This is a genomic window from Corallococcus sp. BB11-1 (assembly GCF_026626625.1).
GTDB classification, from domain to species: domain Bacteria; phylum Myxococcota; class Myxococcia; order Myxococcales; family Myxococcaceae; genus Corallococcus; species Corallococcus soli.
In genome coordinates this window covers 120,766-136,932 of sequence record NZ_JAPNJY010000039.1, presented here as the reverse complement: position 1 = coordinate 136,932, position 16,167 = coordinate 120,766, and the positions used below count along the sequence as shown (strand labels likewise).

The window sequence follows — 16,167 nt, the reverse complement described above, 5'->3', positions numbered from 1 at the left end:
GTCGTGGAGCGTCCCCCCTTAACAAAGCGCCTGAAGCGGCATCTGCGCTACCTGCTCATCGCCGGGATGTTGCGCCTGCTCCAGTTCCTGTCGCTGGGAACCGCGCGCGCCCTGGGCATGACGCTGGGCGGCTGGGCCTACGCCATCGCTGGCGGCGAGCGGCGCAAGGCCCTCAAGTCGCTCGCCCGCGCGTTTCCTGAACGGAGCGACGCGGAGCGTGAAGCGCTCGCCCGGGGCGCCTTCCGCCACCTGGCCGCCGCCGCCCTGGAGGTGGCCTCCACGCGCGCGCTGGAGGCCGGGCTGGAGACCCTGGTGTCCTGGCCGGACGGGGACCGTCAGGTGCTGGAGTCCGCGCTCGCGAAGGGCCGGGGCGTCGTCTTCGTCTCCGGCCACGTGGGCAACTGGGAGCTGCTCGCCCGGCGCGTGGCGAAGGCGGGCTACCCCAGCCAGAGCATCGCGAAGGAGACCAGCGACCCGCGCCTCACCGCGCTCGTGGAGGACTTCCGGGCCCGGGGCGGGGTGCGCAGCATCTGGCGCGGCCAGGAGGGCGCGGCCCGGGCCATGCTCCGGGCCCTGCGCGGCGGGGAGATTTTGGGCATCCTCATCGACCAGGACACCAGGGTGCAGTCCGTCTTCGTGCCCTTCTTCGGGGAGCTGGCCGCCACCCCGCGCGCGGCGGCGGACCTGGCGCTGCGCACCGGCGCGGCCGTGGTGGTGGGCTTCTGCCAGCGCGAGGGCGCGGGCTACCGGCTCACCATGGAGGAGGTCCCCGCGCCGGAGGCCGCGGAGCGCGAGGCGGCCGTCCAGGCGCTCACCGCCGCCCTGTCCCAGCGCATCGAGGCCGCCATCCGCCGGGCCCCCGAACAGTGGGTGTGGATGCACCAGCGCTGGAAGACGCGGCCCGTCATGGCGCCCCCAGAGGACAGTTCCCCGGCCCTTCCCGACGCAGCGTCCGCGCCGGGGCGGTGATAAGGAAGACCCGTGTCGCGTCTGCTTGCCCTGAGCTGCCTGGGACTCCTCGCCACCGCCTGCGCGCCGCGCCGTCCCGCCGAGGGCGCCCCCACCGAACCGCGCCCGGACGTGGTGCTGGAGGGCGCGCGCCTGCGCACGTTCGAGGGCGAGAAGCTGGTGGTGTCCGGCTCCGCCCGGACCGTGAACTACCGGCGCGCGGGCGGCGAGGTGCAGGCCCAGGAGGTGGTGATGCGCCTGCCCCCCGGCGAGGGAGCGGAGGGCTCGCCCCTGCCCATGGCGGGCGACACCGTCATCACCGCGCCGAATATGGACGGCAGCCTCGCGTCCAGACAGTGGGTGGGTCGCGGAGGCGTCGTCGTGCGCACCGGGGACGGCATGGTGGCGCGCACACCCAGGCTCACCTACGACGCCACGACGCAGCGGGCCCATGGCGAGGAGGGCGTGACGGTGCAGGGCCCCGACTACCAGATGCGCGCGGACCGCTTCGTGCTGTCCGCGCCGGATGAGACGTTCACCTTCGAGGGCGCGGTCGAAACCGTGCTGGGTGGAGCCACGCAGTGATTGAGTTCCTCGTGATGGCGCTGTTCCTGGCCCAGCCCACGCCCGCCCAGGCCGCGAAGCCCGCGGGCCCGGCCCCGGCCGCGGGAGCGCCCGCCAGGGCGGCCCAGGCTCCCAAGCCCGCCACCCCCGCCGCGCCCCCCGCGCCGCTCCCCGCGCCGGGCGTGTCGCTGGCCCCCAGCAACCTGCAGAACCCGGTGGACCTGTCCGCGGACCACGTCACCGGTGACCGGGCCCAGGCGGTGCTCACCGGCAACGTGCGGGTGAAGCACCAGACCATGGACATCCGCTGCGACAAGATGACCGCCTACTACAACCAGCCGCGCCAGGTGACGCGCGTGGTGTGCTCCGGCAACGTGCGCGCCGTGGACGGCGACCGGCAGGCCCGGGGCGAGCGCGCCGACTACGACGTCCCCTCCGGCGTCCTGGTGGTGACGGGCTCGCCCGAGGCCCGCCAGGGCAACACCTACGTCTCCGGCACCAAGGTGCGCCTCATCCTGGGCAACGAGCGCGTGGAGGTGGAGAACGCCCGCATCCTCGTGGAGTCCCCGACCTCCACCGCCACCCCCGGCGCCCGCAGGAAGGCGCCCGCCGCGCCGAAGCCGGGGGCCGCCCCCGCGCCGGGAGGCACCACCCCATGAGCGCACCTGCGGCCCGGTTGTACGCGGAGGGGCTCCAGAAGGCCTTCCGCCGCCGCCAGGTGGTGCGGGACGTCTCCTTCAACGTCGCCCCCGGTGAGGTCGTGGGCCTGCTCGGCCCCAACGGCGCCGGCAAGACGACGAGCTTCAACATGGTGGTGGGGCTGGTGACGCCGGACGCCGGCCGGGTGCGCGTGGGCGACGAGGACCTCACCCACCTGCCCATGCACCGCCGCGCGCGCCGGGGCGTGGGCTACCTGCCCCAGGAGGCCTCCGTCTTCCGCAAGCTCACGGTGCGCGAGAACTTCCTGGCCGTGCTGGAGCTCCAGAAGGGCCTGGGCAGCGCCGACCGCAAGAAGCGCGCCGACGCCCTCCTGGGGGAGTTCGGCCTCACCCACGTCGCCGAGTCCTGGGGGGAGACGCTCTCCGGCGGCGAGCGCCGGAGGGCCGAAATCGCCCGCAGCCTCATCCCCGCCCCCCGCTTCATCCTCTTCGATGAGCCCTTCGCCGGCGTGGACCCCATCAACGTGGGCGACCTCCAGCGGCAGATCCACCTGCTGCGCGAGCGGGGCCTGGGCATCCTCATCACCGACCACAACGTCCAGGACACCCTGGGCATCTGTGACCGGGCCTACATCATCGCACAGGGTCAGATTCTCGAAGAGGGGACCCCTGCGCAGATCGCCGGGTCCGCACGGGCGCGCGCCGTCTACCTGGGAGACCGGTTCCGTCTCCAGTCCCCCTGAGCGTCCGGACGCTCCGTGCGTCTCCAGATGCTCCGGGTGAAGTTGGCCCCGCTTTTGCGTCGACGTTTGAACACAGGGCGAGCAGGCGGGGCTTGCGGCAACCTTCTGGATTTCTTGCGGATTTTTCACACTGCAAATCAAGAACCATGCGCAGGGGCACTGGACGTGGCCGGATCGCCTTGTTAGGTTGGCACGGTCCTTGATGGGAACCCCCATCGAGTCGGCACGCACGTCTTCTGGAGACGCCCCCACATGGCGATGGAACTCAAACAGAGCCTGAAGCTCGCGCAGCAACTGGTGATGACGCCCCAGCTGCAGCAGGCCATCAAGCTCCTCCAGCTCTCTCGGATGGAACTCCTGGACCAGGTCCGGGAGGAGATGGAGCAGAACCCGCTCCTGGAGCAGCCCGAGGAGGGCATGCCGGGCGAGGTGAGCGAGAAGGAGCCGGGCGAGGCCTCCCTGGAGGCCGACAACGCCGAGGCCGTCCGCGACGGCGACATGCCGTCCGCCAATCCTGAAACTGCCCAGGAATTCAAGGCAGACGGGGAAGGCCCGCCGGAAATCGACTGGGAGGCCTACCTCAACAGCTACCAGTTCAACGAGCCCACCACCGCCTCCAACAAGGGCAACGTGGCCACGGACGACCTGCCGTCGTTCGAAGCCAACATGGTGAAGAAGGAGGACCTGGTCGACCACCTCCAGGAGCAACTGGGCACGCTGCGGCTCAACGAGGCCGAGCGCCGCGTGGCGGTGCTCATCCTGGGCAACCTGGACGACGACGGCTACCTCAAGCTCCCGGACGTGGAGGGCGACCCGCTCATCCGCCTGTCCAACGAGGCGGACGTGCCCATGCACGTCGCCGAGCGCACCCTGCGCCGCATCCAGAACCTGGAGCCCCGCGGCTGTGGCGCGCGCGACCTCCAGGAGTGCCTGCTCATCCAGCTCCAGGCGATGAAGGACCCCAACGCCGCGCTGATGGGGCTCATCATCAAGCGGCACATGAAGTACCTGGAATCCAAGAACCTGCCGGCCATCGCCAAGGACCTCAAGGTCACCCTGGAAGAGGTCGTGGCGGCGGCGAAGCTCCTGCCCAAGCTGGACCCGCGGCCGGGCCGCAACTTCAGCGGGGACGACGCGCAGTACATCACCCCCGACGTCTTCGTCTACAAGCTGGGGGAGGAGGACTACACCGTCGTCCTCAACGACGACGGCCTGTCCAAGCTGCGCATCTCCGGCATGTACCGGAACGCGCTGAAGAACGGCGCGGTGAGCCCCGGCCAGACGAAGGACTTCATCCAGGACAAGCTGCGCAGCGCGATGTGGCTCATCCGCTCCATCCACCAGCGGCAGCGGACCATCTACAAGGTCACCGAGAGCATCGTGAAGTTCCAGAAGGACTTCCTGGACAAGGGCATCGCGCACTTGAAGCCCCTCATCCTGCGCGACGTGGCGGAGGACATCGGCATGCACGAGTCCACCGTGAGCCGCGTCACCACGAGCAAGTACGTCCACACGCCGCAGGGCATCTTCGAGCTGAAGTACTTCTTCAACTCGTCCATCGCGCGCGTGTCCGGCGAGGACACGGCCAGCGAGGCCGTGAAGCACCACATCAAGCAGCTCGTGTCGCAGGAAGACTCGCGCAACCCGTACTCGGACCAGAAGATTGTCGAGCTGCTGCGCTCGCAGGGCACCGAAATCGCCCGGCGCACGGTGGCCAAGTACCGCGAGGTGCTGGGCATCCTCCCCAGCAGCAAGCGCAAGCGCTACTACTAGCGCCGCCGGCCCTGCACGCCAGGGCCGGTTTGGGGCATGAAGGGGGCCATGGATCCCGTGACCCCTTCCGCCCCTGCCGGCGATGCCCAGGCTCCCTTCCGGGAGCCGCTGCCGCTGGTCGTCCCGCCCGTCACCCTGGAGGGGACGGCGGTGCGGCTCGTTCCCCTGTCCACTGCCCACGTGCCCGCGCTCGCGGCGCTCTGCGAGCCGGAGCTGTTCGCGCACTTCTCGCGCGTGCTGCGCACGCAGGACGACGTGGCGGACTACGTGGCCACCGCGCTCCGGGCCGCGGTGGACGGCTCCGAACAGCCCTTCGCCATCTGCGAGCGCGCGAGCGGCGCCGTCGTGGGCACCACGCGCTTCATGGAGATACAGCGCGGGCACCGCACGCTCGAAATCGGCTCCACGTGGCTGGGGCGGCGGGTGTGGCGCTCGCCGGTGAACACCGAGTGCAAGTTCCTGCTGCTCCGCCACGCGTTCGAGACGCTGGCGGTGATGCGCGTGCAGTTGAAGACCGACCGGCGCAACGTGCGCTCGCGTGCCGCCATCGAGCGGCTGGGGGCCACGTTCGAGGGCATCCTGCGCAACCACATGCTGGTGCGCGGCGGCACCGTGCGCGACAGCGCGTACTACAGCGTGCTCGACACGGAGTGGCCCCTGGTGAGGGAGCGGCTTCGCGGACTGCTGACGCGGGGGTGATAGGGTCACGGGCCCTATGTCCCTTCCCGTGTCCCTCCTGTTGTCCCGCTGGAACGTTGGTGGAATCCGCGCCCTGGGCGCGCTCGTGTCGCTGTCGCTGGTGGGGTGCTCCGGCGGTGAGACGAAGGTGATGTCGCTCGCGGAGCTGTCGGGCCGCACGCTCACGTACGCGCTGACGGACGTGGACGACGAGGAGACGCCGGACGCGCAGGGCGCGCACCGCTTCACCGTCAGCTACTCCGTGGTGGACGGCCCGTGCTCCCGCTTCGCGGACGACGTGACGGCCACCCTCAACGGCCAGCCCATGACGCTGGTGCCGGGCGGCGCGTCGGACGTGGGGGGCAGGGCGGACGCGTGCGAGAACAGCCGCGCCTACTTCAACTACGACCCGGGCGCCTGGAGCCGCGAGCCTGTGGGCGACATCACCGTGCAGCTCCAGGACGCCACCCAGACCGTGCGCCTGGTGCTCCAGGGAGCCAAGGCCAAGCGCCGCTTCGCGTTCCAGGGCGAGGGCACCCCGGACAAGCTGCGCGTGGGACAGACGTACACGTTCCTCTGGGAGCCGGCCTCGGAGGTGCCCGGGCCCGTGAGCGTCGTGCTGATGCGCGAGGGGGGCAGGGCGCCCGGCACCCTCACCGCCACGCAGGAGGGCGGCAAGGTGGGCATCACGATTCCGACCACCACGCCCCAGGCGAACCACCTGCTCAGCCTGGAGGCGAGCCTCGCGGGCATCGTGCGCGAGTGCTCGGGCGTCGCGTCGTGCGACGGCACCATCTTCCACTCGGAGGACTTCGTCATCGCCGTCGTGCCCTGAAGCGGGCGGGCAGGCGGCCCCGGCTGGATTGCCGCTCCGGGCCACCGCCTCCACCGTGTGGAAACGTCTCCTTCCTCACGGAGTGATGCCATGGCTCGCAATCCCGATCCCCGCACCGCCGGTCCCCAGCCGCCGTTCCCCGAGCAGACGCAGCCCGCGCCAGGGCACGAGGGCGCCATGTCTCCGGAGCCCGACTACGGCGAGCAGTCGTACAAGGGCCTGGGGCGGCTGAAGGACCGCGTCGCGCTCGTGACGGGCGGCGACAGCGGCATTGGCCGCGCGGTGTGCCTGGCCTTCGCGCGCGAGGGCGCGGACGTGGCGTTCGCCTACCTCAACGAAGGCGACGACGCGAACCACACCCGGCGCGTGGTGGAGGCCTCCGGACGGCAGGCGCTGGCGCTCGCGGGCGACATGGCGCTGGAGGCCACCTGCAAGAAGCTGGTGGAGGACACGGTGAAGCGCTTCGGGCGCATCGACGTGCTCGTCAACAACGCGGCCTTCCAGGGCAAGGCGGTGGAGAAGTTCGAGGAGCTGGACGCCGAGCGCGTGGAGCGCGCCTTCCGCGTCAACATCCTCGCGATGTTCCACCTGGTCCGCCACGCGCTGCCGCACATGAAGGAGGGCGCGACCATCATCAACACCGCGTCCATCCAGGCCTACAACCCCACGCCGTCCATCCTCGACTACGCCACCACGAAGGGCGCCATCGTCACCTTCACCAAGGGCCTGTCCCAGGAGCTCATCGGCCGGGGCATCCGCGTGAACTCCGTGGCGCCCGGCCCCGTGTGGACGCCGCTCATCCCGCAGTCCTTCGACGCGGAGAAGGTGAAGGAGTTCGGCAAGCAGTCCCCCACCGGGCGGCCCGCGCAGCCCGCGGAGCTGGCACCCTCCTACGTCTTCCTCGCTTGCGACGAATCCCGGTTCGTCAATGGCGAAGTGCTGGGCGTCACCGGCGGAATGCTGCTCGCGTGAGAGGGTGAGTCTGGCGTCCCGGGCCGGAAAATGGGACCCGGGTCGGAATCCCCTCCAGGTGCCAGCCAGCGGACACAAGACGTGTCCTCTGGCGGTCGCTTGCGCGGCCGCGTGTCGTGGACGGGAAGTTCCTACGTGGAGGGACGGGTTGCTTTCGGCGTGGGCTCCGTCTCTGATCTGTGACGGAGCTTACCTCTCTCCCTAGGAGGCGGCCACGCATGCAGCTCAACATCACCTTCCGTCAGTTCGGAGCGTCGGATTCCCTGAAGGAATACGCCCGTGAAAAGGTCGATCGGGTGAACCGACTGTTGGACCGGGCTGGAGAGGCCCACGTGGTGCTCTCGCTGGAGCGGCACCTGCACCACGCGGACATCACCATCCACTCGGGCGCCTGGATCCTCCGGGGACGCGAGAAGAGCGATGACATGTACGCCTCCATCGACCTGGCGATGGACAAGATCGAACGCCAGCTGCGCCGCTACCGCGACAAGCTCAAGTCGCACCACGGCAAGGAGAAGGTGCACCACCGCCTGGACCTGGTGAACAGCCTCAAGGTCCGCCACGACGTCTTCGAGGTCTCCGAGTCGCTGGAGTCCACCGAGCCCGCCGAGGCCTCGCCGCCGTCCGCCGCCGGGACCAGCAATGACACCGCGCAGGCGGCCGAGTCGGGGATCGCGCGCCTGGTGCGCACCACGCACCTGGCCATCCAGTCGCTGTCGGTGGACGACGCGGTGATGCAGATGAACCTGATGAACAACGACTTCTACGTGTTCCAGAACCAGCAGTCGCAGGCGCTGTCCATCGTCTACCGCCGCAAGGAAGGCGGGTTCGGGCTCATCGAACCGCACCTGCCCTCCGAGCCGGTGGCCGCCACCGGCACCTGACCTTCCAGGTCTTGAGTCCGGTCCGCCCCCCACGCCGCTCACGCGCGGGGGGCGGGAAGGGAAGCCGTGGGCAAAGGGGGACGCCCCGGGGGTTCTGGCAGGCCGCGGAGCCCCGGGGCGCTGATGCGCAGTGAGCGAAGCGCTTTCCACCACCCAGGCGACCCTTGCGCGAATCCAGTGTGAGGAGTAATTGCCGGCCGAGGAATCATTGCCGGCCCGGAGCGCCAGTGCGGGAGCGCCATTGAGAATCACCGAATTCCTCAGCCCCCAAGCAGTCGTCGCGGACATGCAGGCCCGCACGAAACCGGAAGTGCTGCGCGAGCTGAGTGCCACGCTGGCGCGTGCGCATCCGGGCTTGATGCAACAGGGCTTGAGCGAGGACCGGCTGGTCGCGGTGCTTCAGGAGCGGGAGAAGCTGGGCAGCACGGGCATTGGCGAGGGCGTGGCCATCCCCCACGGCAAGCTGGCGGGCATGGGCAGTCTCCAGGCGGCCTTCTGCGTGTCCCGCGCGGGGGTGGACTTCGAGGCCATCGACGGCAAGCCCACGCACCTGTTCTTCGCGCTGCTGGCGCCGGAGAACAGCGCGGGGGTGCACCTGAAGGCGCTCGCCCGCATCTCGCGCCTGTTCAAGAACCCGCGCTTCCGGGCGGCCATCCTGGAAGCGCCCACGGCGTTGGACATCCACGCCCTCATCGTCCAGGAAGACGCGCGGCCCTGACGGCCCCGCAGGAAGGCGCCCCGCATGGACGTCGTCCTGCGCCCCATCAACGACCGCTTCTTCCACGAGCAGGTGCTGCCGTTCTTCGCGCGCGCCATGGGGGATGCCTCCGGCGCGCTGGAGGCCCTGGCCAGCCAGCTGGGGGACGCCCAGGCCTTCACGCTGTGCCAGCGGCTGGCCATGTCGGCGCTGCCGGGGGGCGTGGGGTCGCTGGACTCGGACGGGTGGATGGACCTGGTGGACCGGCTCGTCTTCCAGCCCTGGCAGGAGGCGCCCGGTGGCTGGGAGGTGGCGGGCGCGCACGGGGGCTACGCGGACGAATGGGATGAGGCGCTGAACCTGGCGCTGATGGTGGAAGACCCGGCCTATCCGTACTGGGACACGCGGGCGGCGCGGGCGGTGCGGGACTCCTTCCGTCTGAGGCCGCCGGGAGAGCAGGGCCTGGCGTCGCTCCTGGCCGGGCAGTGGGATCCGTTCCCGGAGTTCCCGCCGGACCGCGTCTTCATCACGCAGGGCCGGGGCGAGTACGCGGTCCGTGAGCGGTTCGCCTTCGCGGACTGGGCCTGGAGGCCGGCGCGCACGGTGGCGCACTGGCAGGTGAACCTGCCGCGCAAGCTGGAGCGGCTGCTGACGCGCGAACAGGAGCGCATGAAGCTGCCGACGCTGCCGGAGCGCGACGAGGTGCTGGGGTACTGGTCGGGCCGCGTGGCCCAGCCGCCGCCGCTCTCCGTGCTGTTCTCCGGCCTGGGCCCGAACGCGGCCACGTGGATCCGCGAGCTGGGCGCGCTCACGCTGCACCTGCGCACGGCGGCGCAGACGAAGCAGGGGCTGGCGGCGCTGGTGACGCGAGGGACCACCGTCCGGCTGTGAGGGCCCGGGCCCGTGGCAATGGGCCTCCGGTCGAAGCGTAGGTGGGGCAGGGGCCCGGTCCCCGTCCTGGCCTCGCTCCCCCCACATCCCGGTCGGCTCCACGGCCTGGAGGATTCCGCCCATGTTCCGTCGCTCCCTGAGAGATTCCTCGCGTTCACAAGCGCAGCGCATCCCCGGCGCGTTCCTCGTCGTCTCGGCCCTGGTGATGGGCGGCTGTGCCACCTCGAAAGCCCGCGAGGCTGCTCCGGCGCCCACGTCCTCCGGGGCGCCCGTCTCCCCCTACGGCGGCGACGCGGCCTACGCGGTGGGTGTCACGCAGGCGCTGTCCTTCGAGGACGCGGCGCGACACCGCACGCTGAAGCCCGTGCTCTGGTACCCGGCGGCGCCCGGCACGCGCATGGTGGAGCAGGAGACGTCGGCCATCTTCGTGCCCTTCCTCGCGGCGAAGGACGCCCCGGTGTCGGACGCGAAGGCGCGCTGGCCGCTGGTGCTCTTGTCCCATGGCAATGGGGGCTCGGCCCTGAACATGGCGTGGTTCGGCGCGCACCTGGCGGCGCATGGCTTCATCGTCGTGTCGGTGGACCACCCGGGCAACACCTACGGGGACACGAGCCCGGAGGGCTACGTGCGCGGCTGGGAGCGGCCGAAGGACTTCACGGTCATCCTCGACCAGCTGCTGAAGGATCCGACGTGGGGGCCGCGCGTGGACGCGGAGCGCATCGGCGCATCGGGGCACTCCATGGGCGGCTACACGGCGCTGGCGCTGGTGGGCGCGCGGCTGAACCTGGGCAGCATCGCGAAGGCCTGCACGGCGCCTGAAACCCGGGAGCAGCCCGGCTGCGAAGGGCTGCGCGAGGTGGACTACCGCCGCATCGACCTGGCGGTGGCGCGTGCCTCGTATCAGGACCCGCGCGTGCACGCGGCCTTCGCGATGGCGCCGGGCATGGCGGGCACCTACGAGGTCCGGGACCTGGAGGACGTCCGCGCGCCGGTGACGTTGCTGCTCGCGAAGGGCGACGAGCTGATGCCGCATCAAGAGCACGGCCTGCGACTGGCGGGGCTGCTGCCCCGGGCGAAGGCGGTGGTGCTGGACGACGCCGCGCACTTCACCTTCCTGCCGGAGTGCAGCCCGCTGGGGCTGAAGGTGACGCCGGAGCTGTGCCGGGACGCGGTGGCCGGCACGCGCGCGGCCTCGCAGGCGCGCACGAAGGCGGAAGCGGTGGCGTTCTTCCGGAGCGCGCTGGACGTCCGCTGAGCACGGAGCCCGTGGTTCGGAGTGCCTCCTGCCTCCGGGCACGGTGTGTGGTCGCGCTGGCCCCGGCGCGTGGCTCGTCCGGGCCGGTCGCGTGGCCTGCGTCGGGTTCCGGGTTCCCTTGCTTCGCCATTCCCGGTCATGCTCCGGCCGCCCGCCCCCTTGTCCGGAGCTGTTCATGCACCGCCGCTCGCGACGTCCCTCCCAGGTCGGATCCATCACCCACCCGGGGTTCCTGCTCCGCCGGATGACGGGCGGAGTCCTCGTCGCCGCGGCGCTGCTCACGGGAGGTTGTGCCTGCTCGAAGAAGGCGACCGAGACTCCGCGCACGGACGTCGCGTCGCTCTACGGCCAGGACGCGGCCTACGCGGTGGGCGTCACCCAGTCACTCTCCTTCGAGGACGCGGCGCGGCGCCGCACGCTGAAGCCGCTCATCTGGTACCCGGTGGCGCCCGGCACGCCGGTGGATGACCGCGCGCCCTCGGACGTGTTCAAGCCCTTCTATGGCGCGAAGGACGCGCCGCTGTCGGACGCGAAGGCGCGCTGGCCGCTGGTGTTGCTGTCGCACGGCAGCGGAGGCTCCGGCATCGACCTGTCCTGGTTCGGCGCGCACCTGGCGGCACACGGCTTCATCGTCCTGTCGCTGAACCACCCGGGCAACTCCTACAAGGACACGAGCCCGGAGGGCTTCGCGCGCGGCTGGGAGCGGCCGAAGGACTTCACGGTCATCCTGGACAATCTGCTGAAGGATCCGAAGTGGGGCCCGCGCGTGGATGCGGAGCGCATCGGCGCGTCGGGGCACTCCATGGGCGGCTACACCGCGATGGCGCTGGTGGGGCTGCGGCTGAACCTGGAGTGGATTGAAGAGCGCTGCACGACGCCCGGCACCCGCGAGGAGATTGGCTGCGAAGCCCTGCGCGACGTGGACTACCGCCGCATCGACATGAAGGAGTCGCGCGCGTCGTACCTGGACCCGCGCGTGAAGTCCGCCTTCGCGATGGCTCCGGGCATGGCGGCCTCCTTCGAGGCGCAGGACACGGCGGACATCCAGCGGCCCGTGGCGCTCATCCTCGCGAAGGGCGACGAGCTGATGCCGCACGAGGCGCACGGCATGCAGCTGTCCAGGCGGCTGCCCCCGGCGACCACCACGACGGTGGTGCTGGACGACGCGGGCCACTTCACCTTCCTGCCCGAGTGCTACCCGAAGGGCTTCGAGGTCATCGCCATGCTGTGCAAGGACCCGGTGGCGGGGACGCGCGCGGCGTCACAGGCGCGCACGAAGGCGGAGGGCCTGGCGTTCTTCCGGCGCACGCTGGACGTGCGTTAGATCGGGGGCGCTGCCTTCGGCGGGCTCTCCAGCAGGATGGTGACGGGCCCGTCGTTCACCAGCGCGACCTTCATGTCCGCGCCGAAGATGCCGGTGCCCACGGTGAGGCCGCGCTTGCGCAGGGCTTCACACGCGCGCTCGTAGAGGGCCTTGGCCGCGACCGGCTCCATCGCGTCGATGAAGCTGGGCCGGCGGCCCTTGCGCGCATCCCCGTAGAGGGTGAACTGGCTCACGACGATGAGCTGCTTGGAGGTGTCCTCCAGCGACAGGTTCATCTTCCCGTCGGCGTCCTCGAAGATGCGCAGCAGGGCCAGCTTCTCCACCATCCACGCGAGGTCCGCGTCGGTGTCGCCCTTGCCCACGCCCAGGAGCACGAGCAGCCCGGGGCCCATCTCGCTCACGCGCTGGCCGTCCACCGTCACCGACGCTTCCAGCACCCGCTGCACCACGGCCTTCATCGCGCATCACCTCCGGAGGTCCCGCCCGTGCTTCCTGCCAGGGCGGACCCGGGGCTTCAAGCGCGACTCACGACCCCTGGTGGCGCGGATCCATCGCGTCGCGCAGCGCGTCCCCCAGCAGGTTGAAGCCCAGCACGGTGACGGCCAGCGCGATGCCGGGGAAGAGGGCCACGTGTGGCGCCACCAGCAGGTACTGCGTCCCCTGGTCCACCAGCGCACCCCACGACGGCGTGCCCGGTGGGACGCCCAGGCCCAGGAAGCTCAGGGACGCCTCCGCGACGATGGCCCCCGGCAGCGCGAACGTCGCCTGCACGAGCAGCGGCCCCGCCGCGTTCGGCAAGACGTGCCGCACGAGGATGCGGCCCGGGCCACTGCCCAGGGCGCGAGCGGCCTGCACGTAGTCGCGTTCGCGCAGGGTGAGCACCTGACCGCGCGTGAGCCGCGCGTAGCCCGTCCACCCGGTGAACGAGAGGGCGAAGACGACGTTGGTGAGGCTGGGGCCCAGCACGGACGTGATGAACAGCGCCAGCAGGATGCCGGGGAAGGCGAGCAGCACGTCCACCAGCCGCATCAGCCCCTCGTCCACGAGCCCGCCCGCGTACCCCGCGATGCCGCCCAGCGTGATGCCCAGCACGCCCGACAGCAGGACCGCGAAGAAGGACACCTCCAGCGACACGCGAGCCCCGTGCAGCACGTGGGTGAGCACGTCGATGCCGTTCTCTCCCGTGCCCAGCAGGTGCCCTGGCCCCGGCCGCGCCAGCTCGTTCGTGAGGTCGATGGCGTCCGGCGGGTGGGGACTGAGCCACGGGGCGAACAGCGCGGTGAACACCCAGACGCACGCCACGGCGAGCCCGAACCGGGCGCCCCACGACCGCAGGCGGAAACGTCGATGCCCGCTCATGAGCGCCTCCGCACGCGAGGGTCCACCCACGCATAGGCCGCGTCGGTGAGCGTGTTCACCAGCACGTAGCAGAAGGTGAAGAGCAGCACCGTGGCGCGCACGGTGTTGTAGTCGCGCTTCTCGATGGCGGTGAGCAGCAGCGTGCCCATGCCCGGCCACGCGAACACCTTCTCCGTCACGATGGCCCCGCCCAGCAGCGCGCCGAACTCCAGGCCCAGCACCGTGACGAGCGGCAGCAGCGCGTTGCGGAACGCGTGCCTCCACAGCACCGCGCGAGGCGACAGTCCCTTCGCCCGCGCCACGGTGACGTAGTCCTCCCGCAGCGCCTCCAGCATCGTCGCGCGGGTCATCCGCGCGAGGAACGCGGCCAGCGCGGTGCCCAGGGTGAACGCCGGCAGGATGAGGTGCCGCCACGACTCCGCGCCCGACACGGGCAGCCAGTCCAGCTTCAGCGCGAAGAGGATGATGAGCACCGGGCCCAGCCAGAAGCGGGGCAGGGCGACCCCCGCCACCGACACGCCCATCGCCGCCGCGTCCACCGGGGTGCCCCGGCGCGCCGCCGCCATCACGCCCAGCGGCAGCGCGATGACCAGCGACACCGCCATCGCCGCCACCGTGAGCAGCAGGGTGTACGGCAGCGCCGCGCCCAGGGCCGGCAGCACCTTGCGCTGGAACGGAGGCAGCGACGTGCGCAGCTCCCCTGTGATCAGGTCGCGCGTGAACGTCCAGAGCTGCGCGTACCACGGCAGGTCCAGCCCCACCGCCCGCCGCAGCGCCGCGCGGTCCACCTGCGTCGCCTGTTCGCCCAGCATCACGTCCACCGGGTCGCCGGGCACGAGGTACAGGAACAGCGACACCAGCAGCAGCGCGCCCACGAGCGCGATGGCCGCCGACACCAGGCGGTTCCTCACGGAGCGCTCCCCATGTCGGCCGTGGGCATCACTTCCCGAGCCCTCGCCAGCGGCGTGAGCAGGCCGTGCGCGCTGGGCACGAAGTCCGCGAGCCGCGAGGACACCACCGCCACGCTGGCCTCGTGCCACAGGGGGATGATGGGCAGGAGCCCGTCCAGCTCCTGCTGCGCCTGCGCGTACAGCGCCCGCCGCTCCTCACGCGAGGCCTGCGTCGCCGCGTCCAGCAAGCGGTCCAGCGCTGGAGCCCTCAGCGCCCCCCGGTTGAACCCGCCCCAGTGGTTCTCCGGCCCGGGGATGTTCCCGGAATGGAACGCACCCCGCAGCAGGTCCGGCTCCATCACCGCGGCCCACTTCAACGTGAACAGCTCGAAGCGGCCCTTGCGCACGTCCTCGAAGAAGGTGCCGAACTCCAGCGCCCGCACCTCGATGGCCACGCCGCCCCGCGCGAGCTGCTCCTTGAGCACCAGCGCCACCGCGCGCCGGAACCGGTCCGTGCTCGTCTTGAACGTGAACGTCAGCCGGGGCTTGCCCCCGGGCCCGTCCGGATCCGGATACCCCGCCGCGTCCAGCAGCCGCGCGGCCTCCTCCGGCGAGTACCCGCACGCGGGCGTGGCCGTGAACGCCCAGTGCGCGCGGGGCAGCATGCTGGAGGCGGGCTCCGCCAGCCCGTGCAGCTTGTGCTCCACCAGCGGGCGCACGTCGATGAGGTGGCACAGCGCCTGGCGCACGCGCTCGTCCGCGAGCGGCCCCTCGCGCAGGTTGAGGCCCACGTAGGTGAGGCCCGTGCCCGGCTTCGTCACCACGCGCAGGTGGGGCGCCTTGCGCAGCGTGGGCAGCACCGCCGGGGACACCGCGTTGACCACCAGGTCCGCCCGGCCCTTGAGCAGCTCCAGCACCCGCGTCGTCTCATCCCGCACCACCCGGAACGTCAGCCGCGACACGGCGGGCGTCCCCCCGTGCCAGCCGGCGAAGGGCGTGAGCGTCAGGTGCTCCTCGTCCGGCCAGGACTCGAAGCGGAACGGGCCCGCGCCCACCGGGTGCTCGGCCTGGGCCTCGATGCCGCCAGGGCCGGCCCGCTCCGCCGGGAGGATGGCCGCGGAGAGCTCCGCCAGCAGGGGCGCATAGGGGCGCTTCAGGTGGAAGCGCACCGTGCGCGCGTCCACCACCTCCACCCGGTCCAGCGGCTCGTACCGCTCGCGCTTGGGGCTGCCCAGGGTCGGGTCGCGCAGGCGGTCATAGGTGGCCTTCACGTCCTCGGCGGTGAGCGCGGTGCCGTCGTGGAAGGTGAGGCCGGGCCGCAGGACGAACTCCACCACCGTGGGGGACACGTCGCGGAAGGACTCCGCCAGTTGGGGCACCGGAGCGCTGGCGTCGTCGAAGGTGAGCAGCCCCGGGCTGATGAGCTGCGCCAGCCGTTGTCCATGGGCCGTGAGGGCGAAGCGGTCATCCAGACTGTCCGGTGGCGCCTCCAGCAGCACCGTGATTCCAGCCGGGGGCGCTTTTTCGCGGCAGCCGGCGTAAAGCATCAGGGCCAGCAGGGCGATGGGCCACCGGGCGGCGCGGAAGGGCAGGGGAGGCATGGCTTCTGTCACGCAGCGGATGTCAGGGGAGGCGCCCATGCTGCGACAGCATCCTCTTGGTTTCCAGGAAGCAGGCAGGCGGGCATGCCTTCTT

The 16,167-nt window shown here is 71.3% G+C and carries 17 protein-coding genes; 13 read left to right on the top strand and 4 right to left on the bottom strand.

The annotated features are described in order from the left end of the window. Positions 1 to 3: 3 nt before the first annotated feature. The 13 genes from OV207_RS33130 (at position 4) to OV207_RS33070 (ending at position 12,223) form a co-directional block, all read left to right on the top strand. Positions 4 to 969 (top strand): lysophospholipid acyltransferase family protein, encoded by a 966-nt coding sequence (locus OV207_RS33130; protein WP_267559114.1) that lies wholly within the window; start codon positions 4 to 6, stop codon positions 967 to 969. A gap of 12 nt (positions 970 to 981) precedes the next feature. Further along, positions 982 to 1,533 (top strand): hypothetical protein, encoded by a 552-nt coding sequence (locus tag OV207_RS33125; protein WP_267559113.1) that lies wholly within the window; start codon positions 982 to 984, stop codon positions 1,531 to 1,533. Beyond that, positions 1,530 to 2,171: an LptA/OstA family protein gene (locus tag OV207_RS33120; RefSeq protein WP_267559112.1), complete on the top strand. Its 642-nt coding sequence runs from the start codon at positions 1,530 to 1,532 to the stop codon at positions 2,169 to 2,171. The genes OV207_RS33125 and OV207_RS33120 overlap by 4 nt, the downstream gene beginning before the upstream one ends. Further along, complete coding sequence (gene lptB, locus OV207_RS33115; RefSeq protein WP_267559111.1) at positions 2,168 to 2,914, top strand: LPS export ABC transporter ATP-binding protein; 747 nt, start codon at positions 2,168 to 2,170, stop codon at positions 2,912 to 2,914. Before OV207_RS33120 ends, lptB begins: the two co-directional genes overlap by 4 nt. 252 nt (positions 2,915 to 3,166) lie before the next feature. Further along, positions 3,167 to 4,687: an RNA polymerase factor sigma-54 gene (gene rpoN / locus OV207_RS33110; protein ID WP_193346792.1), complete on the top strand. Its 1,521-nt coding sequence runs from the start codon at positions 3,167 to 3,169 to the stop codon at positions 4,685 to 4,687. 48 nt (positions 4,688 to 4,735) lie between these two features. After that, positions 4,736 to 5,386 carry a GNAT family N-acetyltransferase gene (locus OV207_RS33105; protein WP_267559110.1) on the top strand — a complete coding sequence of 217 codons (651 nt, stop codon included), beginning with the start codon at positions 4,736 to 4,738 and terminating at the stop codon, positions 5,384 to 5,386. A 16-nt stretch (positions 5,387 to 5,402) separates the two neighbouring features. Continuing rightward, entirely contained in the window at positions 5,403 to 6,200 is a 798-nt protein-coding gene (locus OV207_RS33100) for a hypothetical protein (RefSeq protein WP_267559109.1), read from the top strand. 90 nt (positions 6,201 to 6,290) lie between these two features. Continuing rightward, a complete protein-coding gene (locus tag OV207_RS33095) occupies positions 6,291 to 7,172 on the top strand; it encodes an SDR family oxidoreductase (RefSeq protein ID WP_267559108.1) in 882 nt (293 codons plus the stop codon). Between the two features lie 218 nt (positions 7,173 to 7,390). Next, entirely contained in the window at positions 7,391 to 8,056 is a 666-nt protein-coding gene (gene hpf / locus OV207_RS33090; RefSeq protein ID WP_193346796.1) for a ribosome hibernation-promoting factor, HPF/YfiA family, read from the top strand. 241 nt (positions 8,057 to 8,297) lie between these two features. Beyond that, entirely contained in the window at positions 8,298 to 8,774 is a 477-nt protein-coding gene (locus OV207_RS33085; protein WP_193346797.1) for a PTS sugar transporter subunit IIA, read from the top strand. A gap of 24 nt (positions 8,775 to 8,798) precedes the next feature. Then, positions 8,799 to 9,644, top strand: coding sequence for a hypothetical protein (locus tag OV207_RS33080; RefSeq protein WP_267559092.1), 846 nt, complete (start codon positions 8,799 to 8,801; stop codon positions 9,642 to 9,644). A gap of 121 nt (positions 9,645 to 9,765) precedes the next feature. Then, positions 9,766 to 10,899 (top strand): alpha/beta hydrolase family protein, encoded by a 1,134-nt coding sequence (locus tag OV207_RS33075; protein WP_267559091.1) that lies wholly within the window; start codon positions 9,766 to 9,768, stop codon positions 10,897 to 10,899. A gap of 175 nt (positions 10,900 to 11,074) precedes the next feature. Next, positions 11,075 to 12,223, top strand: a complete 1,149-nt coding sequence (locus OV207_RS33070; protein ID WP_267559088.1) for an alpha/beta hydrolase family protein — start codon at positions 11,075 to 11,077, stop codon at positions 12,221 to 12,223. Here OV207_RS33070 and dtd read toward each other — a convergent pair. The 4 genes from dtd to OV207_RS33050 form a co-directional block, all read right to left on the bottom strand. Continuing rightward, entirely contained in the window at positions 12,220 to 12,681 is a 462-nt protein-coding gene (gene dtd / locus OV207_RS33065) for a D-aminoacyl-tRNA deacylase (RefSeq protein WP_267559085.1), read from the bottom strand. The two genes, OV207_RS33070 and dtd, sit on opposite strands and share 4 nt — an antisense overlap. Before the next feature lie 67 nt (positions 12,682 to 12,748). After that, positions 12,749 to 13,582: an ABC transporter permease gene (locus tag OV207_RS33060; RefSeq protein ID WP_267559083.1), complete on the bottom strand. Its 834-nt coding sequence runs from the start codon at positions 13,580 to 13,582 to the stop codon at positions 12,749 to 12,751. Next, positions 13,579 to 14,493: an ABC transporter permease gene (locus OV207_RS33055; RefSeq protein WP_193346801.1), complete on the bottom strand. Its 915-nt coding sequence runs from the start codon at positions 14,491 to 14,493 to the stop codon at positions 13,579 to 13,581. Before OV207_RS33055 ends, OV207_RS33060 begins: the two co-directional genes overlap by 4 nt. Next, positions 14,490 to 16,112 (bottom strand): ABC transporter substrate-binding protein, encoded by a 1,623-nt coding sequence (locus OV207_RS33050; protein ID WP_267559080.1) that lies wholly within the window; start codon positions 16,110 to 16,112, stop codon positions 14,490 to 14,492. Before OV207_RS33050 ends, OV207_RS33055 begins: the two co-directional genes overlap by 4 nt. Positions 16,113 to 16,167: the final 55 nt, after the last annotated feature.